17 protein-coding genes are annotated in these 23,227 nt (G+C 59.7%); 13 read left to right on the forward strand and 4 right to left on the reverse strand.

The annotated features are described in order from the left end of the window. Window positions 1–111: 111 nt before the first annotated feature. Genes BSP75_RS16125 through BSP75_RS16135 form a run of 3 tightly spaced genes read left to right on the forward strand, consistent with a single transcriptional unit; the run spans window position 112 to window position 3,837 of the window. Window positions 112–1,455: a diguanylate cyclase gene (locus tag BSP75_RS16125; protein WP_075113868.1), complete on the forward strand. Its 1,344-nt coding sequence runs from the start codon at window positions 112–114 to the stop codon at window positions 1,453–1,455. Continuing rightward, window positions 1,448–2,788, forward strand: a complete 1,341-nt coding sequence (locus BSP75_RS16130; protein ID WP_075113869.1) for a glycosyltransferase family 2 protein — start codon at window positions 1,448–1,450, stop codon at window positions 2,786–2,788. The genes BSP75_RS16125 and BSP75_RS16130 overlap by 8 nt, the downstream gene beginning before the upstream one ends. Beyond that, entirely contained in the window at window positions 2,788–3,837 is a 1,050-nt protein-coding gene (locus tag BSP75_RS16135; RefSeq protein ID WP_042658073.1) for an HlyD family efflux transporter periplasmic adaptor subunit, read from the forward strand. Before BSP75_RS16130 ends, BSP75_RS16135 begins: the two co-directional genes overlap by 1 nt. 437 nt (window positions 3,838–4,274) lie before the next feature. Here the strand turns inward: BSP75_RS16135 and BSP75_RS22005 are convergent, their stop codons facing one another. Continuing rightward, window positions 4,275–4,703, reverse strand: coding sequence for a hypothetical protein (locus tag BSP75_RS22005; protein WP_253186646.1), 429 nt, complete (start codon window positions 4,701–4,703; stop codon window positions 4,275–4,277). A 112-nt stretch (window positions 4,704–4,815) separates the two neighbouring features. Here BSP75_RS22005 and BSP75_RS16145 point away from each other — a divergent pair, with 112 nt between their 5' ends. Continuing rightward, window positions 4,816–6,114 (forward strand): ferric reductase-like transmembrane domain-containing protein, encoded by a 1,299-nt coding sequence (locus tag BSP75_RS16145; RefSeq protein ID WP_075113871.1) that lies wholly within the window; start codon window positions 4,816–4,818, stop codon window positions 6,112–6,114. A gap of 6 nt (window positions 6,115–6,120) precedes the next feature. Here the strand turns inward: BSP75_RS16145 and BSP75_RS16150 are convergent, their stop codons facing one another. Beyond that, a complete protein-coding gene (locus tag BSP75_RS16150; RefSeq protein WP_075113872.1) occupies window positions 6,121–9,303 on the reverse strand; it encodes a S41 family peptidase in 3,183 nt (1,060 codons plus the stop codon). 279 nt (window positions 9,304–9,582) lie between these two features. Here BSP75_RS16150 and BSP75_RS16155 point away from each other — a divergent pair, with 279 nt between their 5' ends. The 4 genes from BSP75_RS16155 (at window position 9,583) to BSP75_RS16170 (ending at window position 13,125) form a co-directional block, all read left to right on the forward strand. Beyond that, window positions 9,583–10,059: a L,D-transpeptidase family protein gene (locus BSP75_RS16155; protein ID WP_042059638.1), complete on the forward strand. Its 477-nt coding sequence runs from the start codon at window positions 9,583–9,585 to the stop codon at window positions 10,057–10,059. A gap of 164 nt (window positions 10,060–10,223) precedes the next feature. Beyond that, window positions 10,224–11,750, forward strand: coding sequence for a YjjI family glycine radical enzyme (locus BSP75_RS16160; protein WP_075113873.1), 1,527 nt, complete (start codon window positions 10,224–10,226; stop codon window positions 11,748–11,750). A 10-nt stretch (window positions 11,751–11,760) separates the two neighbouring features. Beyond that, a complete protein-coding gene (locus BSP75_RS16165; protein WP_075113874.1) occupies window positions 11,761–12,663 on the forward strand; it encodes a YjjW family glycine radical enzyme activase in 903 nt (300 codons plus the stop codon). Between the two features lie 138 nt (window positions 12,664–12,801). Continuing rightward, on the forward strand, window positions 12,802–13,125 hold the full coding sequence (locus BSP75_RS16170; RefSeq protein WP_042059647.1) for a DUF1820 family protein: 324 nt from the start codon (window positions 12,802–12,804) through the stop codon (window positions 13,123–13,125). Between the two features lie 63 nt (window positions 13,126–13,188). On the opposite strand, the gene BSP75_RS16175 is transcribed toward BSP75_RS16170, so the two are convergent. Then, the gene (locus tag BSP75_RS16175) at window positions 13,189–14,121 is read right to left on the reverse strand and encodes a LysR family transcriptional regulator (protein WP_075113875.1); all 933 of its coding nucleotides are present in this window, start codon (window positions 14,119–14,121) and stop codon (window positions 13,189–13,191) included. Window positions 14,122–14,299: 178 nt separating this feature from the next. Then, complete coding sequence (locus BSP75_RS16180) at window positions 14,300–15,496, reverse strand: amino acid aminotransferase (RefSeq protein ID WP_075113876.1); 1,197 nt, start codon at window positions 15,494–15,496, stop codon at window positions 14,300–14,302. 460 nt (window positions 15,497–15,956) lie between these two features. Between BSP75_RS16180 and bcsG the strand changes: the two genes are divergently transcribed. The 5 genes from bcsG to bcsB are packed head-to-tail and all read left to right on the forward strand — an operon-like array spanning window position 15,957 to window position 23,227. Further along, window positions 15,957–17,561: a cellulose biosynthesis protein BcsG gene (gene bcsG, locus BSP75_RS16185; RefSeq protein ID WP_253186647.1), complete on the forward strand. Its 1,605-nt coding sequence runs from the start codon at window positions 15,957–15,959 to the stop codon at window positions 17,559–17,561. Between the two features lie 14 nt (window positions 17,562–17,575). Then, window positions 17,576–17,779: a cellulose biosynthesis protein BcsR gene (gene bcsR, locus BSP75_RS16190; protein ID WP_075113878.1), complete on the forward strand. Its 204-nt coding sequence runs from the start codon at window positions 17,576–17,578 to the stop codon at window positions 17,777–17,779. Next, the gene (locus BSP75_RS16195) at window positions 17,776–18,444 is read left to right on the forward strand and encodes a cellulose synthase operon protein YhjQ/BcsQ (protein WP_042062992.1); all 669 of its coding nucleotides are present in this window, start codon (window positions 17,776–17,778) and stop codon (window positions 18,442–18,444) included. Before bcsR ends, BSP75_RS16195 begins: the two co-directional genes overlap by 4 nt. After that, window positions 18,438–21,005 carry a UDP-forming cellulose synthase catalytic subunit gene (gene bcsA / locus BSP75_RS16200; RefSeq protein WP_075113879.1) on the forward strand — a complete coding sequence of 856 codons (2,568 nt, stop codon included), beginning with the start codon at window positions 18,438–18,440 and terminating at the stop codon, window positions 21,003–21,005. Before BSP75_RS16195 ends, bcsA begins: the two co-directional genes overlap by 7 nt. Beyond that, window positions 21,005–23,227 carry a cellulose biosynthesis cyclic di-GMP-binding regulatory protein BcsB gene (gene bcsB / locus BSP75_RS16205; protein WP_083617221.1) on the forward strand — a complete coding sequence of 741 codons (2,223 nt, stop codon included), beginning with the start codon at window positions 21,005–21,007 and terminating at the stop codon, window positions 23,225–23,227. The genes bcsA and bcsB overlap by 1 nt, the downstream gene beginning before the upstream one ends.

Below are 23,227 nucleotides of genomic sequence, written 5' to 3' on the forward strand. Positions count from 1 at the left end.
GCCTGACTGGGGGAGCTTGTTCTCCGCTTTTTCTATCCAGGTTGATACTGAGGTAACGGCCCCATCGGGCCATCCCCTATTTTTTGCCTGTGGAATTGAGGTGATCTCCCCATGACGAGCACAAGTGAACAACTCGGCCTAGTCTCCCTGCTGGGGGCGCCGGTAGAGCGAAACATCCGGTCTCTCAGTGACTTGTCCCAGTGGCAGCCAGCCGAGCTGCCGGTATTGCTGCTTAACTTGCCCAGTGAAGAGCAGGATCGAATCTTGCTGGCGATCCGCCGCGATCCTTCTCGCTTCCTGTATCCCGTATTTTGCGTGACGCAGAGTCCGCTCTCTCCAATGTTGTCCGATGGCCTTCTGTCCCAGTTGGATGAGCGAGTGCCTGACATGCTGGAGAGGCTGTCACTGCTGACGCCGCGTGAACACCCCGACGAAATGGAGAAGCTGGCTTGGTACAGCTGGCCAAGGGCTCATTTTCGTTTGTTGCCACGCTGGCAGGCGGGCTGTCGCCAGGGCTACAGTTACCCGTTGCTGGATTGTCTGCTGGGGGCCGATGCAGTTGCATCCTTGCCACAACTGGTCTCGGAACGGCTGTTGCAGAGTGAGCAACTGGTCGATCGAGTGCGCCTGTGCAACAGTTGCAACTCGGCTCATCTCAATTTCGTCGATGTGTGCCCTGAATGTACCCATATTGCCATTCAGGCCAAACCTGCCGTGCACTGTTTCACTTGCGGTCATGTGGATGATCAGGATGCTTTCATGCAGCAGGGCGTGCTGCGCTGTCCCAAATGCGTGACGACTCTGCGCCATATCGGAGTCGACTATGATCGGCCACTGGAGAAGTATCGCTGTCTCTCCTGTCATGCCCGTTTCATGGAGGCGGCAGTACAGGCGAGATGTCATGAGTGTGGTCAGGCTCACAAACCCGATGATCTGCTGGTATCTCCCATCTATGAGTACCGCATCGGCAAATTGGCGCGCCATATTGCTCGCGAGGGTACCCAGCAATTGCATCTGCCCCTGACCTGGGGGGCGCCGATGGCGATGGATCACTTCCCCTGGCTGCTGCAATGGAGCAACCGGCTGCTGCAGCGCCACGGCGGCAACCATACCCTTTTGGCTATCCAGATCGAGCAGCTCGCCGAGCTGCGCGCCGAATTGGGCCTGTTGAAGACTCAGCAGAGATTGGGTGCCTTGCTGGCTCGTCTGCAGGCGATTTTTCGGGATACAGATGTGGTTTGCCAGTATGCCGATGATCAACTGCTGTTGTTGCTGCCGCACACCAATGTGGAGGATTGGCAGATCTTGCAGGGGCGGATCCTGGCGCTCAACAATGTTGAAGGGTTGGATGCCTTGACGCTGAATGTAAAGGTAGAGCCGCTTCCCACCACGCTGGGTGAAGATACCGGCCTCTGGTTGAGCCGCTGGCTGGACGGGAGCCTTCAGGATGCCTGAGTGGATGAGTACGGTTCGGTACATCCTGACCGAGATCCTGGGCAGCCTGCAGTTCTCGCCCAGGATGATCCTGCTGCTGTTGCCCATGTTGCTGCTGATGGAGGTGCCTCTGATGGCGCTGACCCTGACCGGGATCCTCAAGTGGTTTGCTCGTCAGCTGCCAAAAAAATCTGATTTGCCCCTGTCGCGCCGTTGTCCCAGAGTTTCTTGCATCATCACTTGTTATGGCGAGGGAGAGGCGATTCGTTCGACAATTCTGACCCTCAAAGAGCAGCTCTATCGCGGCCATCTGGAGATCATTGCGGTGATAGATGGCGCCAAAGCCAACGCCCATACCTATCAGGCGGCCCTCAACTGCGTTGCCGAGTTTCAGGGTTGCGAGAGGCGCACCTTGGTACTGTTGCCCAAGTGGCAGCGTGGCGGGCGGGTATCGACCCTCAATGCCGGCTTGTCGGCGGCCACCGGCGAGATAGTCATGAATGCCGACGGGGACACTTCCTTCGACAACAACATGATCGACGAGATTGTTGCCTGCTTCGATGACCCGAACGTGCCCGCCGTTGGTGGGGCGTTGCGGGTGCGCAACTTGCGCGATGGTGTGCTGACCCGTATGCAGGGGATCGAGTACATGATCTCCATGCAGGGGGGCAAGACGGGTCTGAGCGAATGGAACCTGATCAACAATATTTCGGGGGCATTCGGGGCTTTTCGCCGCGATTTCCTGCGCCAGATTGGAGGGTGGGATACCCACACAGCAGAAGATCTGGATTTGACGGTGCGGATCAAGCACTACCTCAAACGCCATCCCAAGCTGAAGATCGGCTTTGCCCCCAGAGCCATAGGCCACACGGATGCCCCTGCTGATTTGGTGACCCTGGCAAACCAGCGTCTGCGCTGGGATGGGGATTTGCTGTTTCTCTACCTGCGCAAGCACAAGCTATCGCTGACTCCGCGCATTCTGGGCTGGAAGACCTTTTTGTTCACTCTGATCTACGGGGTGGCACAAAACGTGGTGCTGTCGCTTTTGGTCATGGGGTACAGCTGGTGGCTGGTGCTCAGTTATCCAGGTCCGTTCGTGACGGCCCTGATGCTGTGCCTCTACCAGGTCTATCTATTTCTTACTCTGGTCAACTTTATGGTGTTTCTGCTAGCCATTTCCGAGCGGCCTAAAGCGGATCTGCTCATGTTGCCATGGTTGTTGCTGTATCCGCTCTATACCCTGCTGATGCGTCTATGGTGTGCCGTGGCACTGCTCAACGAAATCTTCCGTCGCGGTCATGAGGAGAGCAGCATGGCTCCCTGGTGGGTATTAAAACGAGGAAACAAATTCTGATGAAAGTCACATTCAATCCCCCCAAGAAACAGGACGCTACCTCTGATCAAGGGATCCGGGTGCTCTATGCCCCCGCCAAGCGCATCGCATTTCGGGCCCGCTGGTATCTGATCCTGCTGCTGGCATTCAGCCCCGTCATCATACTGCTCTGGTATCTGGGACGAGAGTGGTGGCTGACCCAGGCGCCTGCCATCATCACCACTGAGCCTCAACTGGTGGTGGCCAATGGCGATGGCTTCATTCGCAACATCTATATGTCTCCTGGTCAAGCCGTCTCGCAAGGAGATGCCCTGATGCGATTCGAGTCGCCGACGCTCCGGGCCAATATCGAGGGGCGTAAAGCGCGTCTGAAAGCGATCGAGCTGGACAAGAGCGCTGCCGAGCAGGCGATATTGAGCAACCTAGATGAGCAGATCAGCATTGCAGAGCGGGGTACTCGTGAGCAGGAGGGGATCTATCAGGAGTACGCGGGGTACCGGAAGGAGAAGCTGGTTTCCAGCGCCGAATATGCCAGCGCCTTGTTGAGCTGGACTCAGTCCCGTATCGATTTGCAGAAGGCACGGTCTGAAAAAACGCAGCAAGAGTTGCAGATCAAAGAGGATCAGCTGACGGGACCACTGGCCAGTGCTCGCCACCAGCTGGAGCAGGAGCTGACCGAGATGCAAGCCATCACCAGACAGCAACAACCTATCTCACCGGCCACCGGCAAGGTCTCCGATGTGCTGGTGCAGGAGGGAGACTGGGTCTTCTCGGGCGCGCCTCTGGCACTGATCGCCAAGCGGGAAGACCCGCTGGTCATTGCCTATGTATTACCCAAATACCTCTCCTCGATGGAGCCGGGTCATAAGGCCATAGTCAAGTTGCCCAGTGGCGAGCGTCTGGCGGCCAGGGTAGCCAGACCGGTGGAGCTGGCAGACAAGCTGCCTGCTCAGCTGGCCGCTCCGTTCGAGGGCGAGAAGGCAACTCTCAAGGTCGCACTCTCGCTGGATGAAAAATTACCCCCGAACCTGCAGGTGGAAGGGTTGCCGGTGACTGTGTTGTTTGATTGAACTAATGGCGTTGTGATCCTGAATCGCAACGCCTTCTTTTTGGTTGTGGTCATGAAGGCGACAGGTACATTAAGCCTGACAATTGTCTCCCCTCGTTACCTCTTATGTCGTTACCTTGTGGCGCTCAGCGAGCACTCAGGGAGCGATTGCCGGTAAAGATTTGCTACTCGCAGGGCGTGTAATGTTGTCATCTGTGGATTGCGGGTGTGCTGTTCAGTGGAAGCAAGAGGCAACTGTTTCTGGCCCTGCTGTTCGGCATCTTCCTGCTGATCCACTCCTGGGCGAAATACAACAAGCTGCTGTATCGCTTGATGCGAAAGCGATCCACCGCGACAAAGTCATCATAAGGGGCCGGTTGGCCCCTTTCTGTTTTATAACCTGTCACCTACAGCGAGGCGGGCAGTACCCGGTAAAGTGTCTTTTTGGGTCATGATTGGTCATTCATCAATGACTTTATTGCCGCAATGTTCACAGATGACATGGCGTTCAAAGCGATCCATGTTGGCCAGGAAGGGGCCTGCCGCCCAGCCGGTAATGAAGTCCTTGATAAACGCTTTGCGCTTTTGCTCCGGTGTCGGCTGTTTGCCAAAGGATTTGTCGACCAGCACCACGACATGGTTGGTCTCGCGCTGACAGCTGGGGCAGAAGCGTTTTTCGGTGGATGCAAGCAAGGGGGGCTCCTTGTCCGGAAGAGTGGGCTGCAGGTTTTCCGCCGCAGATATGTAATGTCCCCATTTGATTCCTTTTTCTGGCAGGTCGTCAATCACAGCGGAGGTGGATTGTGCGCCATCCCCTATGAAAAGAGGCGAGCCTGCAAGCGTGATCACGAGGGGCCAGTCGGCCCCTCTTTTGTTTCCGTTTGTCACACATTGCCACACAACCTTCCCCCTCTGGCAAAGTCTTGTGACCGGACGGGTGTGTAATGGCGCCATGAGCAGGGAGATGAGGCCCTGCAGCGATGGAACCAGGGAGCATGTTATGACGGGGAAACGGGTTTGGTGGCTGTTGCCACTGCTGGCGGTCGGGGTCTGGTGGCTGGGTTATGCGGGGGATGCTAACGGGGTGTGGCCCTGGCGCCATGAGATGTTGTTGCTGACCGGCCTGCTGGGGATGACCTATATGGCGATTTCGCTGTTGCTGGCGTTGCGCCTGCCGCAGCTGGAGCTCTGGTGTGGTGGTCTGGATCGGATGTTGCGATTGCACCGTCAGACGGCCATCGGCGGTGCATTGGCGCTGACCGCTCACTGGTTGCTGGTGGAGGCCCCCAAGTGGGCGGTCTCGGCAGGTTGGCTGAGTCGTCCCGCACGGCGTGGGGCCAGCGCTGCCGAAGTGGGTGTCGGAGCAGGCAATGGCATCTCGCTCCATGCCTTTGGCAATACCCTGGGGGAGTGGAGTTTCTATCTGCTGATCGCGCTGGTGGTGCTGAGTTTGCTGGCGCTGGTGAGTTATGGCCGTTTTCGACTGATCCACCGGTTGGCCCCGCTCATCTATCTGGCGGGCTGGAGTCACGGGCTTTGCCTGTTGCTTCAGGTGGGGGCCATGACCCCGGTGGGTGTATCAGTCTGGCTGATTGGCGGGATAGGTGCCATCGGCGCCCTCTACTCCCTGTTGGGGCAGGTAGGAGCGAGGGATCGCCATCCGGGCCGGGTCATTGCGGTGCGGGCGCTGGCGGATCAGACCTGCGAGCTGACCATGCAGCTGGAGCGGCCGCTCGCCCATTACCGCCCGGGCCAGTTTGCCTTCTTCGAGTTTGACGCCAAGGAGGGGCCGCACCCATTTACCCTGGTGCGGGTATCAGCGGATCGGCGCCAGCTGGTGATCGCGGTGCGGGCGCTCGGGGATCATACCCGTCAGCTGGTGGCACAGGCTCGCGCCGGGGATGGGGTGGTGGTGACCGGGCCCTATGGCGCCTTTGTCGCGCCACAGGGAGGAGGGCGAGCCCTCTGGCTGGGGGCCGGGATCGGCATCACGCCGTTTGTGGCCTGGCTGGAGGGGTTGGCTGCCCGTGGGGAGCGCAGCGAGGGGATCACTCTGATCCAGAGTGCGCCGGATCTGGCAGGCGCCGTCTACCACCGGCGGTTGGCCGAGCTCTGTCATCGCACCGGCGTGCGCTATCAGCTGCATCTGGACAAGGCTGCCGGGCGGCTGGATCTGACCCGTATCGCGCAGGATGCGCCTGAGCAGGTGTGGTTTTGCGGGCCAGAGGGGATGGCAGATGCCCTGAGCCGGCTGTTGCCGGGCGGGCATCTGCATCGCGAGCTGTTTCGCTTTCGTTGAGCGCAGTTATTTGGCGCTGGCTGGCAACTGCTTGAGGGCGGCTTGTACCGCCGCCTCCAGCTGCGGGTCGCGCCCGGCCACCATGTCGGCGGGGGTGAGCGGCACCTGCACATCCGGGATCAGCTCCTGATTTTCGTAGAAGGTGCCGTCCGGTTTGCGTAGCCCCAGGGTCGGAATGCCGTAGGCGAGCCCCGGGATCAGCCGGGAGTCGTGGTTGTAGACCATGGTGCCGGTGCCGGGCACCGGATCGCCGACGATGGGGCCGACCTTGAGGGCGCGGTAGTACTCGGGGAAGGCGGAGCCCTCCGAGTAGCTGGCGGCGTTCACCAGTACCACCGAGGGCTTGGTCCACTGGCGGGTGGCAGCGTCGGTCTCACCCTTGCCCTGACGGGGCCAGCTGCTGCCCATCCCCTTGGTGCTGCCGCTGCCGGTCAGAAACTCCACCAGGGTATTGGCGAGATAGCCGCCGCTGTTGAAGCGGACATCGACGATCAGCGCATCGCGATTGCGCTGTCTGCCGAGGGCATCCGCCACCACAGCATCGTAGACCTCGCTATTCATTGCAGGCAGATAGACGTAGCCGACCCGTCCTCCGCTCAGCCTGGCCACCTGCTCCCGCCGTTTCTCAATCCAGCTAGCCTGTTGCAACTGGTACTCCTGCTGTTTGTCGATGGCGGTGAGCACCACCTCGTCAGTTTGCTTGTTGCCCTCCTGCTGGAAGGTGAGGGCGAGCCGGGCACCGACCTGATGGTTGAGGGCCCGATCCAGCTCGGCCTGATTGGCAATCGGGCTGCCGTTGATGGCGAGCAGGCGGGCGCCCGGGGCGATATCGCTCTCCTGATCCAGCGGGCCGCCAGAGAGCAGGGCGGTGAGCATCACCCCTTGCTCGCCATCCTGCCAGTAGCCGCCGAGGCTGGCGGTCTCGTCCGCCATCCGCGGGAAGGGGGCGGGGCCGTTGCCCCAGGTGTGGGAGACATTGAGCTCGCCGGCCAGCTCCGCCAGCAGGTTGCCAAAGTCCCGCGGGTTGCCGATGCCCGGCAGCAGGCGGCGGTAAGCGGCGACATAACTGTCCCAGTTCACCCCGTTCATGTCGTCCAGATAGAACTCATCCCGGGTGAGCCGGGCGATCTGATCGAAGGCGGCGGTCATGCGTTCCTGCCAGCGGCTGGTGGGCTGCAAGGCGAAGGGGGCGCTGGTGGCGTCGCCGGAGTCGAGGTGGATGCGTGTGATCTCGCCATCCCGCACCAGGGTGGCGAGGGTGCCCTGCTGGTTGAGGCTTGCCAGCGCGGGGCCAGGTTGTTCACCAAACAGTTCGCTGGTTTTGCCCTTGCGCAGATCCAGGCTGTAGCCCTTTATCTCGCTCTCGCTGTTGACCCCCATCTCCTCCACCAGATAGATCAGCTGGTCGCCGATGATGCGGCTGGCGAGCAGGGTGCCGGTGGGTTGCAGCAGCAGCGCTTCCCGATGGTTGAGGCGATCGCTCTCAAAGCCGTATCCCCCTTTCGGCGGCTCCAGTTCGGCCATCGCATCGGCTCTGGCGGCGCGGCTGCTGTAAATGCCGAGCAGGTTGGTGACGAGAGGCTCGCCATCGGGCCCCAGTGCGCCAAACCGGGTCGATTGCCAGTAGAGGATGGCGCCATCCTGGCTCCAGCCCGGTTGGCCATCCTGATAGCCGTTGAGGCTGACATTGACCGGTTTGGCCTTGGGATTGGCCGTGTCGATCACCGCGATCTCCTGCTCCGCCGCATCGGGGCGGAAGGTGAGCGCCAGATGGCGGGAGTCGGGAGCAAAGGCGAGATGCACCTCGTGGCGCGACGGGTTGAAGCTGGCAGGCACCAGCTCCCGCTGCTTGTTGCTCGCCAGATCCAGCAGGTGGATGGCCTGACCATCGACCACGAAGGCGAGCTGCTTGCCGTCGGGGGAGAGCACCGGACGGCTGATCCCCTTGCCGGGAATCGCCAGCAGCAGGCTCTCGGTCAGGGTACCCGGATCGCTGAACAGCAGATCCGGATCCCCCTTGCGCAGGCGATAGAGGGCGGCGTGCCCCTGCTGCTCCGACAGATAGATGAGGGCGCGCCCCTGCTCGGCAAAGAGGGGACTGGACTGCTCGCTCGGGTCGCGGGTTAGCTGGCGCACCCGCTCCCGCTCGGGGTCAACGGCAAACAGGTTGCCCTCGCTCACCAGGATCAGCTCGTCCGCCTCCTCGCTGACCAGCGCCTCGTCCGCCAGAGTCAGGGCCTCGCTCGCCTCATCCGGCGCGCTCGCCACTTGCGGGGTGAGGGTCAATTTGCGTGGCTCGCTGCTACCGGCATCGAGGCGATAGAGCTCCCCCAGCCATGACCAGACCAGATCGCCATTGCGGGAGGCGCTGAGCCCCCGCACCGGATGGCCCTGATAGTGGGTCAGCTGCTGCTCCTTGCCACTGGCGAGATCCCGGCGCCAGACGTTGAAATCACCGCTGCGCTCGCTCAGGTAAAAGAGGGTATCCCCCTTGTCGCTCCAGACCGGATCGGTGGCGGCGACCCGATCTTCGGTCAGCTGCTTGTGCTGCTTGCCATCAAACAGCCAGAGGCGGGGTACCGCAAAAGAGTGTTGATGCTTGCGAAAGGGTTGATCCGCCGCGGGCATCTGGTAGGCGAGTCGCTCCCCGTGCGGGCGAGCCAGGGTCGCAGGCAGCGGCAGATCGGCCTGCAAGGTGCCGCCGCTGATCGGGGTCCAGTAGAGCTCGCCCCATTGGTAGCCTTCCGCGACAAAATGGTCGGCCTCGGCGGACCCCGGCCGCTGGCTGCTCAGTAGCAGCCGTTTGCCATCGGCACTGAAGGCTTGCGGCAGATCGGTGCGCGAATCACGGGTGAGGCGCACCATCTCGCCGCCGCTGGCGGGTACCACGAACACATCCTCGTTGCCGTAGAGATTGGCGGCAAAGGCGAGCCGTTTGCCATCCGGCGACCAGACCGGCCGCTGGCTCAGGTAGTCGCTGCCGGTGAGCGCGATGGCGGGGCCGCCCTCGGCACTGGCGATAAAAATGCGCCCCTGCCAGGTGAAGGCAAGCTGCTTGCCATCGGGGGAGAGGGCGGGCTCGCGCAGCCAGAGAGCATCGGCGGCGACACTGGCGGGCAGCCAGAGCAGCAGCGGCGAGCACAGTAGTGAAGAGAACAGCAGGGTGGCGAGGCGGCACGAAGAGCGCATGGCATAAACCTGTCGGGGAGTGGAGTGTTATCTTCGCCGATCATTGCCCCGGGTGCCAGCGCGATAATGTTTTGTATCTTGTTGTTTTAACTGTTAATTACCAATGCCAGATGACGGCGCTCAGGGCCGGTGTCGCCGCAGTTGCAAGATATGTTTTACCGGGCATATTGAGTATTGATGGCGATCCAATATCATGGCGCTCGCTCGCCGCTCGGCGGGCATAGTTCAGATGATCTGGTAACAAGAAAAGCCCGCACCAGAGGCTTGTCGAGGGATGGAATGAGAGCCGTATTACTGTGTTTGTTGGGGCTTTGGCCCGCACTGAGTTTTGCCAACCTGTCTGCCGACATGGTGATAGTCAAGAAGTCGACCTATAGCCTGACCCTGATGAAGGATGGCAAAGAGGTGAAACGCTACTGGATTGCACTGGGCCCGGCGCCCAAGGGGCACAAGCAGCAGGAAGGGGATCAGCGTACGCCGGAAGGGCGCTACACCCTCGACTACAAGAAGACCAATTCCGGCTACTACAAAGCCATCCATATCAACTACCCGAACCTTGATGACATCAAGCGAGCCAATGAGTTGGGTGTACGTCCGGGTGGCATGATCATGATCCACGGCCAGCGCAACAGCATTGGCAACCGCAGGGTTCAGCCCTCCAACTGGACCAACGGCTGCATCGCCATGCTCAACCACGAGCTGGACGAGGTGTGGAGCGCCATCGAACCGGGCACGCCCATCATCATCGAGCCCTGATCCGCACAACGGGGGCCTTGTCGGCAGACAAGGCCCCCGTTCTGTTTGGGGCGTGATCGTTTCTTGTGGATGTCTTTTTGGGACATTCGTATTGTTGTGAATGTCACTTCAAAAAAAGCCTGCAAACGGTGAGGATATGGGCTCTGTCCGTGAAGGAGTGTCCCATGTCTTTGACCGAAACCTGTCAGCGCATTGTGCGCGATCCCCATCTCTCTGCAGCCCAGAAGAGCCATGCACTGGCGCTGGCCGCCGAGAATGCGTTGCCCTACCCCGACCTGCCTGCTGCAGTCGCCGAGGCGATGGAGCAGGGATTTATCTGCGACATGTTCGAAGGGCATGCCCCCTATAAGCCGCGCTATGTGCTGCCGGACTATGAAAAATTTCTGAGTCAGGGCTCTGCCTGGCTGGAGCTGGCGCCGCCGCAGGATTTCGACGAGGCGCTCAACGCCCTGCGCATCCTCTATCACCATGTCCCCTCCGTCACCGGCATGCCGGTCTGGCTGGGGCGGCTCGACCATCTGCTGCTGCCGTTTGTCGGCGAACTGGATGACGAGACCCTCTATCGCAAGCTGAAGGGGTTTTGGGTCTATCTGGACAGGGTGCTGCCGGACGCCTTCATGCACGTCAACATCGGGCCGGATGACAACCGCATCTGCCGCCTGATCCTGCGCATCGACAACGAGCTCAAGCAGGTGGCGCCGAACCTCACCTTCTTCCACGATCCCGAGCAGACCCCGGACAGCCTGCTGCTGCAGGCGGTGAAGAACATCGCCGAGTGCAGCAAGCCGCACATCGCCAACTACCCGATCCACCGCGATACCTTCGACGCCCGCGGCTTTGGCATCGTCAGCTGCTACAACGCCCTGCCACAGGCGGGTGGCGCCAATACCCTGGTGCGCATCTCCCTCAAGCGGGTCGCCGAGCAGTGTCAGGGGATCGATGATTTCCTCGGCTGCCTGCTGCCCCACTACTGCCGCCTGGTCTCCCAGTTGATCGACGCGCGCGCCGCTTTCCTCCATGATGAGTCAGGTTTCTTCGACAGCTTCCTGGTGAAAGAGGGGCTGCTGGATGAGGATCGTTTCGTCCCCATGTTCGGCATCTACGGTATGGCGGAAGCGGTCAATATCCTGATGGATAAAGAGAATCTGCCGGATCGTTACGGCCACGGCGAGGAGGCGAACCAGCTTGGCTATCGCATCTCGGCCCAGCTTTCCGCCTTTGTGACCAGCACCCCGCAAACCCATGCCTGGGGTGGTCATGCGCTGCTTCACTCACAGGGTGGCCTCAGCATCGATGTGGCTGTCACCCCCGGGGTGCGCATCCCCTACGGGCAGGAACCGGATCCCGCCAGCCATGTGCTGGCGCTGGCGCCGCACCACACTTATTACCACTCGGGGATCAGCGAGATCCTGACGCTGGATCCCACCATCCGCCAGAACCCGCAGGCACTGCTGCAGCTCTGCAAAGGGGCGCTCGCCATCGGCATGCGCGAGTTCACCGCCAACGTGGCCGACAGCGATCTGGTACGGGTAACCGGCTACATGATCCGCAAGAGCGACGTGGCCCGCTTCGCAGAAGAAGGGTCGCGGTTGCAGACCACCTGTCTCGGTGCCGAGGCGAGTGAAGTGACCGCCATCCGTCAGCGGGCACCGCGAGTGGTCGCCCACGAATCGACCATCTGCGAGTATTGAGTTCGCACCGATGGCTGATGTTTTGCCAACACGCAGCGCCCTGGTGAGCAGGGTGCTGCCGTTCTCCTGTGTTGACGGGCCGGGCAACCGGCTGGTGCTGTTTCTGCAGGGCTGCAACTTCCGCTGTCCCGGCTGCCACAACCCCCACACCATAGGGCTGTGCGACGATTGCGGCGACTGCCTTGCAGTCTGCCCGAGCGGCGCCCTCACCCTTGCTGAGGGCCGCCCTGGCAAACGCAACGTGCGCTGGCAGGCGGCGCTCTGCACCGATTGCGATGCTTGTCTGGATGCCTGCCCCCGCAGCGCCAATCCCAAGACCGCCACCATGACGGTGGCCGAGGTGCTGGCCCTGCTGCGTCGCTACGGCCCGCTGCTCAGCGGGATTACCGTCTCCGGCGGCGAGGCGACCACCCAGCTTCCCTTCGTGGTTGCGCTGTTTGCCGCCATCAAGGCCGCCCCGGATCTGGCCCATCTCGGCTGTCTGCTCGACAGCAACGGTTCGCTGGCCGAAACCGGCTGGCAGCGTCTGTTGCCGGTGCTTGACGGCGTCATGCTCGATCTCAAGGGGTGGCGCGACTCGGTGCATCACTCGCTGACCGGTTATGGTCGCGAGCGGGTGCTGGGGTCGCTGGTGCTGCTGGCACGCCACGGCAAGCTGACCGAACTGCGGCTGCTCCATGTGCCGGGCAAGAGCGATTTTCTGGATGCGAGTGGTGAGCTGGACGCGGATCTCGCCGCGTTTCTGCAACAGCTTGGGCCTGTGCCCATTCGCCTCAACGGCTTTCGCCACCACGGAGTCCGTGGGGAGGCGGCGCAATGGCCAGAGGCCAGTCAAACCGAGCTGGAACTGCTGGCCAGCCGCTTGCGCGCAGCAGGATTGGGGCCGGTCTCACTGCCTGCCCTGATGCGCTGAGTGGCTGCGTCATCCGGTGACCGTTATGGCGTGAGGTGTGGCATGGAAAGGCCGCAACTGTGATTTCTGTCTATTGGAGGGGGCGAGAACGGCGGCTAGAATAATGGCCATCTTCTTCCCCCTCAATGACAGATAATCATGAGTGAAAGCAAGGCGTTATATCGGGTTCAGTTTATTTGCCACAGCGAGCGCTACGAAGTGTATGTGCGCGAAGTCAATCAGGGCTCGCTGTTCGGTTTTATCGAGATTGCCGACTTTGTCTGGGACAACCACACGGCGCTTATCGTCGATCCCGGCCACGAGAAGCTAAAGAGCGAATTTGCCGATGTGCGCCACACCCTGATCCCCATGCATCAGGTGCTGCGCATCGATCAGGTCAGAAAGCAGGGGGCGGCTCGCATCACGGAGCTGGGCAGCAACGTCGCCTCCTTCCCCAGCCCCATCTATACCAAACGCCCCTGATCCCTCATTGCCGTTGATGTTTCGCCGCGGCGAAACATCAACCTCTCCTCTCTGTCGCCCGGCTCAGGGCTCAATCAATTCGCGACCCAGTTGCAGGATCCGCTGGCGGAACCAGTGGCGGGCTGAGCCATCACCGGCCGGGCCATACCAGACCAGACTGTGACTCACCTTGCCGTAATCGAACGGTGCCGGACGCATCACCAGATCCGGCTGACTGGCCATGCAGGCCGCCCAGCCACCGATGGCGGTGAGGATCAGATCGGTCTGGGGTAGCAGGGCTGCTGCGCTGGCAAAATCGGGCAGGGTGGCGCCAATCTGGCGACGTACCTGCTGCTGGGCCAGGCTCTGCTCGAAGAAGGGGTTGGCCAGCTCCGGATCCCGGATGGCGATATGGCGCCAGCTCAGGTAGGCATCGAGATCCCAGGGGCGCGTTAGCGCCGGGTGATCTTTGCGCAGCAGGCAGACCAGTTTTTCTTCCCGCAGGGTCTCCCACACCAGCCCGGGCTGGCGCGGCAAGGGTTGGCTCTGGTCATGGGGCAGGATCACGAAGTCGAGTTTGCCCGCCGCCAGTGCCTCCAGCCCCTGCTCATCCTTGTTCCAGATCTCCGGCACCATGCCCGGCACCTCCTGCATCAGCTGGCCCAGAATGGGGCCCACCGGCCAGGTCATCACGCTCTCGCGCAACCCCAGTCGCAAGCTGCCCTGCCACTGCTGGGGGTTGAAGGCGTTCTGGCGAGTGAGACCGTTAAGCTCCCCCAGCAGCCGGTGCAGGGTGGGAGCCAGTCGCTCGGCCATAGGAGTGAGCAGCAGCTGGTTACCCTGGCGATAGAGCAGTTGATCCCCCAGCAGATCCCGCAGCTGGTTGAGGGTCTTGCTGACGGTGGAAGGGGTAGTGCAGAGCCGCTCGGCGGTGCGGGTGACGCTCTGGTTGTCGAGCAGCAGATGCAGGGTGACCAGATGGCGACCTCCCAGCCGAGAGAGAGCGATCAGATCCATAGTGGCTCCTGAAGTGGATAAAGATAAGCGGATGAAGATAAACAGGCTCGGGATCAGGGCGATGCAGCGTGACCCGCTGGCATTCTCTCACAGCCGGGGGAGGGTGAGCAGACCTCTCAAGAGGTGACTGCGAACGCAACAGACAAAAAAAGCCCCGCGTGAGCGGGGCTGAAGCGGATTAGCCCTTGAGCACCGCGGCCATGGCGTCGGCCACGTAGTCGACGTTGCGGCTGTTGAGGCCCGCCACGCACATGCGACCGGAGCGCACCAGATAGACGGCGAACTCCTCGCGCAGGCGATCAACTTGCTCCGGCGTGAAGCCGGTGTAGCTGAACATGCCGCGCTGGTTGATGAAGTAGCTGAAATCACGGCCCGGCACCTTGGCGCTCAGCACCTCGAACAGCTTCTGGCGCATGGCCTTGATGCGGGTACGCATCCCGGTCACCTCATCAACCCACAGGGCGTGCAGCTCCGGCTGGCTCATCACCGCCGCGGTGATCTGGCCACCGTGAGTGGGCGGGCTGGAGTAGTTGCGACGCACGGTGGCCTTCATCTGGCCCAGTACCCGGCTTGCCTCTTCGGCATCTTTGCAGATGACCGACAGGCCGCCGCAGCGCTCGCCATAGAAGGAGAGGTTCTTGGAAAACGAGTTGCTGACGAAGAAGCTGACGCCGGCGGCCACCATGGCGCGAATGGCGTAGGCATCCTCTTCCAGCCCGTCACCGAAGCCCTGATAGGCGATGTCCATGAAAGGAATGAGATTCTTCTCGACCACCAGCGCGATCACCCGATCCCACTGGGCGCGGGAGAGATCCACCCCGGTCGGGTTGTGGCAGCAGGGGTGCAGCAGCACGATGCTTTTTGCTGGCAGGGCGCTCAGGCAGTCGATCATTGCATCGAACTGTACGCCGCCGGTGGCCGCATCGTAGTAGGGGTAGTCGTGCACCTTGATGCCGGCCCCCTCGAACATCGCCTTGTGGTTGTCCCAAGTGGGATTGCTGACCCACACCTCGGAGGTCGGGAAGTAGCGCTTGAGCAGATCGGCACCGATCTTCAGGGCGCCGGAGCCGCCGATGGTCTGGATGGTGGCGATACGTCCCGCCTTGACCGCTTCATGGTCGGCACCGAACAGCAGGTGCTGCACCGCAGTGCGGTAGTTGGCTGCACCCTCCATCGGCTGGTAGGGACGCGGCGCCGGGGCGGCAGCGCGCTGCGCTTCGGCCTGCTGCACCGACGGTAGCAGCGGAATGCGGCCCTGCTCATCGTAATAGAGGCCGATCCCCAGGTTCACCTTCTGCTCGCGGGTGTCTTTGTGGAAGGTCTCGACCAGGGTCAGGATGGGGTCGCCAGCATAGGCATCGACGTGTTCAAACATGGGGGGTCCTTGAAATTGACTGTCCAGTAAAACCGGCGGTCAGCCGGGCTGGACATCATGGCGTAATCCCCATTACGCCTCAAGCAGTTCGCATGCCGGAGCGTATATGCAGACAGTGTTCAGTTCGTTGGCACCTGCGGTGTAATGGAATTTGGAACCCAAGAATGGGAGTAAAGTGAGGCTCACTGTTGTTTTTAGTAATAAAATGAACAAAAAATCATTTTTGAATCATATATCCAATAACTAGCATTACATAGGTATGTAATGCTGTATGCAAAACACTCATAAAGATATTTAACTGACCACATGCTATGCTGCGGGGCTAAATAACTTTGTTATCAATTTGGAAGTTGTGCCCTAGCCGCAATAGTCCGGTTTGGTGGCGACAGGTAGACCGGTTTCAATGACGCGACATACATCTTCAGACTCTCTTTCTCCCCCTACCTGGAACTGGCTTGGGTTGGGTGGCTGGAACCTCTATTTTCTGGGCAAGCTGGCGCTGTTGTGGGGGGGATATCTCAATTTCCACCCGCTGGCCAATCTGGTCTTTGCTGCATTTCTGCTCTTTCCGTTTCCGTATCGGTTGGTGCGAAGGGCACGGACATTCATTGCCCTGCCGGTGGGGCTCGGGCTTCTCTATCACGATACCTGGCTACCGGGGATAGAGAGCATTCTCAGTCAAGGTGGGCAAGTTTTCGCCTTTACTGCCGGTTACTGGCTAGAGTTGCTGGGACGTTTCATTAATTGGGAAATGGTTGGTGTTGGTTTTGTCATGCTGACCATGTATCTGTTTTTGGCTCAGTGGTTACGGTTTACACCCTGGGTGCTGGCTGCGCTGCTCTGGCTATGGCTCTCCCCCCAGTTGTCGAGTGTGCTACCGGAAACGAATGCGCCAGCATCAAGCGTGGCTACCCAGCCAGTGAAAAGGGTCGTTGAGAATGAATCAGGGGCGGCAGAGCTGGAGCAGCAGCTTGATCAGAGTGCTCCGCCCACTAGTGCCAACCTCAATGCCTATCTCAATGATTTCTATCTTGAAGAGCGTGGGCGCGAGACGCGGTTTCCGCAACAGTTGCCTGCCAAGGCAACGCCTTTCGATGTGCTTGTCATCAACATCTGCTCGTTGGCCTGGAGTGATGTCGAGGCGAGCGGTCTACAGGAGCATCCGGTTTGGCGGCATTTCGATATGATGTTCGACAGCTTTAATTCTGCCACCTCTTATAGCGGCCCGGCCTCGATTCGTCTGCTGAGGGCCAGTTGTGGTCAGCCGAGTCACCAGGATCTCTATCTGGCTGCCCCCAAACAGTGTCTGTTGCTCGATAATCTGGCTCGACTGGGCTTCGAGAAGCAGGTGGCAATGGATCACTCGGGGACGTTTGGCAATTATCTCAGGGAGTTGCAAGAGCTGGCCGCTCTGGATACGGAGCCCATGAGCAGAGACGGTCTGCCCCATGATTTGGCCTCTTTTGACGGTGAGCCGATCTATCGGGATGATGCCCTGTTTGCTCGCTGGCTGAATGAGCGAGGCCAGAGCCAGGCTGCTCGCAATGCCACCTTCTTTAACCTGATTGCCCTGCATGATGGTAATCGTTATGTCAAAAATCGGCAGATTGCACCTTACAAGGCGAGGCTGAGAACCTTGCTGGATCAACTGGATCACTTCCTCTCCGAGCTGGAGCGCTCCGGGCGCAAGGTGATGGTGGTGGTGGTGCCCGAACATGGCGCTGCCCTCGCCGGTGATCGCATGCAGATGTCAGGTTTACGCGATATTCCCAGCCCTGCTATTACCCGGATTCCTGTCGGCATTGCTTTTATCGGGACTCGCGCAGCCCATGAGCCAACCCGTCATATCGCAGGGGAAAGCAGCTATCTCGCTATTTCCGAACTGGTTGCCAAAACGCTGGGGAGTGACCTGTTTGATGCGCCGACCATCGATTGGGATGGTTTGCTGAACAACCTGCCTAGAACCCCTATGGTGTCGGAAAATCAGGGCACCGTGGTGGTGCATTATCAAGATGGCTATCACATCAAACTGGGACAGGGCGATTGGGTTCCTTATCCTCAATAATCCGGAGTACGGGCATGACGATAGATGAGTTGGTAATCAAGCCGGTACCTTTTGATGTGCCTGTGGAAGGGGATGGGATCACAGATATTGAACTGGTCCAGAAGGCGTTTGGTGTCAGCTTTCAGTATCATGACATCGCTCTGGAAGAGCACCTGGCCGAAGTCCGGTCACGCTTTCCTCTTCTTTCTGAGCTTGATTTAAAGAGGAAAGCGGAGTGATCACCGTCGCATTGCAAGGGATAAGAGGAGGGGTTGGCACGACCTCTATCGTTGCCGGATTGGCGCTGGCTGCTTGGCGGCAGGGCACCAGAGTACTGGCTGTCGATCTTTGTCCTGATAATCAATTGCCGCTGCATTTCGGGAGACCCCATGATGAGGCATGCGGTTGGGGCTTGCTGGCTGATCCGGTCAACTCGTGGCGCTCTGCCATTTATTGCTGGCGACCCGGTCTGGATTTATTGGCACAAGCCGGTGTAGCGGGGCCGCTATCGGTCGACTGGTTGTCAGCGGTGGAGGGATATGATCTGGTATTGCTGGATCTGCCTGCAGGCATGACACCGGTGGCCTCTACCCGATTGCTCACCGTGGTCAATGCCGACGCCAATGCCCACACGCGTTTGTATCGTCATGTTTTTGTTCCGCATGAGGATGTGGTGGTTACGCAGTTTACGAGTCGCCGGGCATTGCAGCAGGATCTGCTCGACCTCTGGGGGGAGGGGGGAATTCCGTTGCTCTCCATCCGTCTGCATCGAGATGAGGCAATGGCAGAGGCCATGGCGGCCAAGTTACCGGTTGGTGAGTACGCCCCTGACAGCCTGATTGCCCATGAGCTGGATGCGTTGGCTCGCTGGTGCCTCAGTCACAGTTGTGAGTCGTCATGCTAGCTGCGTTGATGACGCCTTCCGCGATCGGTTGGTTACAACGCAATTATCGGGGCTTGCGAGATGCGGGCTCCTCCCGGTGGGCGGCCTCATCGGTAACGTTGCTGCGGCTTTTGGCGTGGATAGTCTTTCCACTAGAGGGGGCTGCCTGGCAGCGCGTGCGTGCCCACCGAGATATCCTCTATCCGCATGTGACGCACGCTCGCCCAGGCGATCCCCTGCGCTTGCTGCTACAGACGGTTTGGTTGCTGGTCCGCAGGCCTGAACCACGGCCTTTCCGCTGGCCGGCCTGGTGCCTGCGGCTCTGGCAAAAAGGAACTCTGTGGCTGGAGGGGAAGCTGGCGCAATTCGAGCACAGCCAGTTGCGTCAGTCACGCAATGCCGTGGCCGTTGCCAGATGGAAGAGCGTGTTGCTCTGTACCGTGGCTGGGCTGTTGAGTCTGCTCTGTATTACCCAACCTTTTGATCTCTACGCTCAGCTGGTCTTCGTCATCATGTTGGCCATCATGGCGTTCGTATTGCGGGCCGTACCGGGGCGTTACCCCATGCTGATGATGATGGTGCTCTCCCTGACTGTCTCGTGCCGATATATCTGGTGGCGTTATACCTCCACCCTGGACTGGCTTGATCCAATAAGTCTCTTTTGTGGCCTGCTACTGCTTGCGGCGGAGACCTATGCCTGGGTTGTCCTGATCCTGGGTTACTGGCAGACCGCATGGCCACTGAATCGCCCACCCGTCCCTATGCCGGCTGATATTGCCAGTTGGCCTTCAGTTGATCTGATGATCCCCACTTACAACGAGGATCTGGCCATCGTCAAAGGGACTGTTTATGCCTCGCTGGCGCTGGACTGGCCAAAGGACAAACTGACCATCTGGTTGCTTGATGATGGCGGTCGCGAGGAGTTCAGGCAGTTCGCCGAAGAGGTCGGGATCCGCTATGTGGCGCGAGCCACTCACGAGCATGCCAAGGCGGGCAATCTCAACCATGCACTCAAGCTGGCCAGCGGTGAACTGGTGGCCATTTTCGACTGTGACCACCTGCCGACCCGCTCCTTCTTGCAGATGACGGTGGGGTGGTTTTTCAAAGATCCCTCTTTGGGTCTGGTGCAGACTCCCCACCACTTCTTCTCGGCCGATCCCTTTGAACGCAACCTACATCGTTTCCGCAAAATGCCCAATGAAGGCGCCCTCTTCTATGGGTTGGTGCAAGATGGCAACGATATGTGGGACGCCACTTTTTTCTGTGGATCATGTGCGGTGATAAAACGTTCGGCACTGGATGAGATTGGTGGGCTGGCCGTGGAGACGGTGACTGAGGATGCTCATACCTCGCTGCGACTTCATCGTAAGGGATATACCTCTGCCTATATGCGAATTCCCCAGGCTGCTGGACTTGCTACCGAGAGCCTTTCCGCCCATATCGGTCAACGTATTCGCTGGGCGCGCGGCATGGTGCAGATCTTGCGGCTTGACAACCCCTTGTTTGGCAAGGGGATAAGCCTTGGCCAGCGGCTCTGCTACTTCAACGCCATGCTGCACTTTTTGTCCGGCGTTCCGCGGCTGATCTTTCTGACTGCACCACTGGCATTTTTAATCCTCCATGCTTACGTCATCTATGCCCCTGCGGCGGCGATCGCCCTGTACATGTTGCCACACCTGCTCCATAGCGCCCTGACGAACTCCCGGATCCAGGGTAAGGTGCGCCACTCCTTCTGGGGGGAGGTCTATGAGACCGTGCTGGCCTGGTATATTGCGCGGCCAACCACAGTCGCTCTGTTTGCTCCTCACCGTGGCAAGTTCAACGTGACGGAAAAAGGGGGATTGACGGAGGAGGTCTATCTCGATCTGGAGGTTTCGCGCCCCTATCTGATTCTGGTATTGCTCAATATCTGTGGTTTGGTATTCGGGATTTGGCGAATTATGGCGGGGCCTGCAGATGAGATCCCTACCCTGATTCTGAGCATGCTATGGGCGCTCTATAACATGACTATCTTGGGGGGCGCATTGGCTGTCGCATTCGAATCACGCCAAGTGCGTAGCAATCCCAGGGTGGAGATGGCGATGCCAGCAGCCATCAAGCTTGCCAATGGCCATCTTTATCCCTGCACTCTCAGTGATTACTCAAATGGAGGTGTTGGAGTGCGTCTTGATGCCACCTTGTCCCTGGTTGGCAAGGAGCGGGTCTGGCTGTTGTTGCGCTATGGCCGCCGGGAGGCCGCATTTCCTGCGCGGGTGCAACGGGTATTTGGCAGCCGCCTCGGTCTGGAGCTGGAGCCAATGAACAAAGCGCAACATATCGCGTTTATCCAGTGCACTTTTGCCCGTGCAGATACCTGGTCGCTGTGGCAAAAACGGTTGGGCAGCGATCGCCCGCTACACAGTTTTTTCCAGATAGTTCAGCTTGGATGGGGGGCTTATTGGCGTCTGCTGCGCTCCACGCCACTGGCGCCATTCTGCATTCTCAGTGAGAAGCTGGTCTTCTGGCTGCTCTCTTTTGTTCCACGTCGCGTTTCGCCGGATTTTCGGTCCGGGATCTCGACAGCACAGACAGTAAAAGCATGATGAAACCAAAACCTTACCTGCTTGCATTGATCCTGGCGGCCCCCGTGGTATCGGCGGCTGAGATGACGGGGCCGCAGCCTGCGGTGGAGGCACCGGTACGCACCCGGTCAATGACGCTGGAACAGATGGCTGCACAGCCGGGCACGCTCGCTCTGCGCGGCAACTCGCCGGATGGCGTCGCGGATTTCACCGTGCGGCGTGACGAGGTAGTGACTCAGGCCACGCTGGATCTGGACTTTACCCCTTCGCCTTCTCTGCTGCCGCTGATCTCCCAGCTCAAGGTCTATCTCAACGATGAGCTGATGGGGGTTCAGCCGCTTGCCGACAAACAGATGGGACAGCGCAGCCATTCCGTCATGGTACTTGACCCCCGTTACGCAAAAGATTTCAACCGGCTCAAGCTCAATTTCATCGGACATTATCAAAAAGTCTGCGAAAACCCTGCCAGCGATACCCTGTGGCTCAATATCAATCGTGATACCCGACTTAATCTGCAGTTGCAGACCCTGCCGGTGCGCAATGAACTCTCCTTCTTCCCTATGCCGTTTCTCGACACGCGCGATGATGCGCAGCTGGTGTTGCCCATGGTGTTTGCCGGTGCCGTGTCGCTGGAGCAGCAACAAGCCGCGGCTGTACTCGCCTCCTGGTTCGGGGCAAAAGCCAAATGGCGAGGACAGCATTTCCCTGTGCTGATAAACGAGATACCCAAGCGTAATGCCATCATTTTTGCGACCAACGAGACGCGGCCTGATTTTCTGAGTGACTACCCCAAGGTGACAGGGCCGACCATCGACATGGTGAGTTCCCCTGACAATCCTTACGTGAAGTTATTGCTGATACTGGGGCGCAATCAGGATGATTTGCTGATTGCCAGCAAAGCGATCGCTCAGGGCAATGTACTGCTGCGCGGTCAGAGCGTCCAGGTTGAAGAGTTCAAGCCTTTGGCGCCGAGAGTGCCCTATGACGCCCCCAACTGGGTCAGACTGGATCGTCCGGTACGGTTTGCCGAGTTGCTCGACTATCCGGGTCAGCTGCAGGCTAGCGGGCGAGCAATCTGGCCGCTGGATCTCACCGTAAAATTGCCCCCAGATCTCTATCAGCCGGGTGCGAGCGGGATCAAGTTGCAGCTGGATTATCACTACACATCGCCGGTTTTGCGTGATGGCTCCCGGCTGGATGTGAAGGTGAATGATCAGTTGATGAAGTCGTATGCCCTGGAGCCCGACGGGATCAAGGGCAAGCAGTTGCTCACGCTCCCCCTCTGGTTGACCGGCGATGATGAGTCCAGAGCATTGCGAATGCCCGGGCTCAAGAGCGGGCAACCGAATCGTCTCAGTTTCGCCTTCCAATATGGTCAGCAGTTTATGGGCGGGCACGAGGATGGGCGCTGCGATCTGCTGCTATCACCGGCTCATCAGGTACGGATTGATGAGAACTCGACGCTCGACTTTACCGGCTATCGCCATCTGATCGAGATGCCCAACCTCAAAGCCTTCTCTGGCGCGGGGTTCCCGTTCAGCAGGCTGGCTGATCTATCAGAGACTCAGATAGTCATGCCAGTTAAACCATCTACCGAGCAGATAACTACTCTGCTCGATACTCTCGGTGCTCTCGGTGCTGAAACCGGTTATCCGGCCCTGGCGGTTAGCCTCGCCAATGACTGGCAGCAGGTGCGGGATGCAGATCTTGATACTTTGCTGATCGGCGAGTTGCCTGCCGAGTTTCGTCACGATGTCGAGCCGGATGCGATGCTCGCATCCCTCCAGAGTTGGGTTAACCAGCCACGGCGTGAGTTTCGTTCGGTTGATACCTCATCCGGTAGCGACCGCCAGCCAGAGGCTCGGGTTGGCATGAGCGGTAATCGCGCAATTGCAGTGGTGCTTGGTTTGCAATCGCCGACTCATCCGCAACGCAGCCTGGTGGCGTTGTTGGCTGATGGTGCTGCAGGCACCAAATTGCTGAACGATACGATGAAAGCCCCTTCGCTGCGGTCTCAGGTCGAGGGATCCGTTGCGATTATTCGGGAGTCCGGGGTAACGGCGCTGGATGTGGGCGAGCGCTACGAAGTGGGTTATCTCCCTTGGTGGGAGCGCTTGTGGCATATGCTGGCCGATCATCCGGTGCGATTGGCCGGGATCACCCTGCTCAGCATGCTGTTGCTGGGATGGGGTCTCAGGTTGCTGTTGGCCGGGATCAGTCGTCATCGTTTGAAGGAAGAGTAA

It is taken from the genome of Aeromonas sp. YN13HZO-058, assembly GCF_001921245.1.
GTDB lineage: Bacteria > Pseudomonadota > Gammaproteobacteria > Enterobacterales > Aeromonadaceae > Aeromonas > Aeromonas allosaccharophila.

What these genes read in the sequence shown, in the direction of transcription:
- BSP75_RS16130 (WP_075113869.1), top strand. Translation starts at nt 1,448, where the DNA reads ATGCCTGAGTGGATGAGTACGGTTCGGTACATCCTGACCGAGATCCTG.
- bcsB (WP_083617221.1), top strand. Translation starts at nt 21,005, where the DNA reads ATGAAACCAAAACCTTACCTGCTTGCATTGATCCTGGCGGCCCCCGTG.
- BSP75_RS16150 (WP_075113872.1), bottom strand. Translation starts at nt 9,303, where the DNA reads ATGCGCTCTTCGTGCCGCCTCGCCACCCTGCTGTTCTCTTCACTACTG.
- BSP75_RS16175 (WP_075113875.1), bottom strand. Translation starts at nt 14,121, where the DNA reads ATGGATCTGATCGCTCTCTCTCGGCTGGGAGGTCGCCATCTGGTCACC.
- BSP75_RS16170 (WP_042059647.1), top strand. Translation starts at nt 12,802, where the DNA reads ATGAGTGAAAGCAAGGCGTTATATCGGGTTCAGTTTATTTGCCACAGC.
- BSP75_RS16145 (WP_075113871.1), top strand. Translation starts at nt 4,816, where the DNA reads ATGACGGGGAAACGGGTTTGGTGGCTGTTGCCACTGCTGGCGGTCGGG.
- BSP75_RS16135 (WP_042658073.1), top strand. Translation starts at nt 2,788, where the DNA reads ATGAAAGTCACATTCAATCCCCCCAAGAAACAGGACGCTACCTCTGAT.
- BSP75_RS16165 (WP_075113874.1), top strand. Translation starts at nt 11,761, where the DNA reads ATGGCTGATGTTTTGCCAACACGCAGCGCCCTGGTGAGCAGGGTGCTG.
- BSP75_RS16160 (WP_075113873.1), top strand. Translation starts at nt 10,224, where the DNA reads ATGTCTTTGACCGAAACCTGTCAGCGCATTGTGCGCGATCCCCATCTC.
- bcsA (WP_075113879.1), top strand. Translation starts at nt 18,438, where the DNA reads ATGCTAGCTGCGTTGATGACGCCTTCCGCGATCGGTTGGTTACAACGC.
- BSP75_RS16155 (WP_042059638.1), top strand. Translation starts at nt 9,583, where the DNA reads ATGAGAGCCGTATTACTGTGTTTGTTGGGGCTTTGGCCCGCACTGAGT.
- BSP75_RS16180 (WP_075113876.1), bottom strand. Translation starts at nt 15,496, where the DNA reads ATGTTTGAACACGTCGATGCCTATGCTGGCGACCCCATCCTGACCCTG.
- BSP75_RS16125 (WP_075113868.1), top strand. Translation starts at nt 112, where the DNA reads ATGACGAGCACAAGTGAACAACTCGGCCTAGTCTCCCTGCTGGGGGCG.
- bcsR (WP_075113878.1), top strand. Translation starts at nt 17,576, where the DNA reads ATGACGATAGATGAGTTGGTAATCAAGCCGGTACCTTTTGATGTGCCT.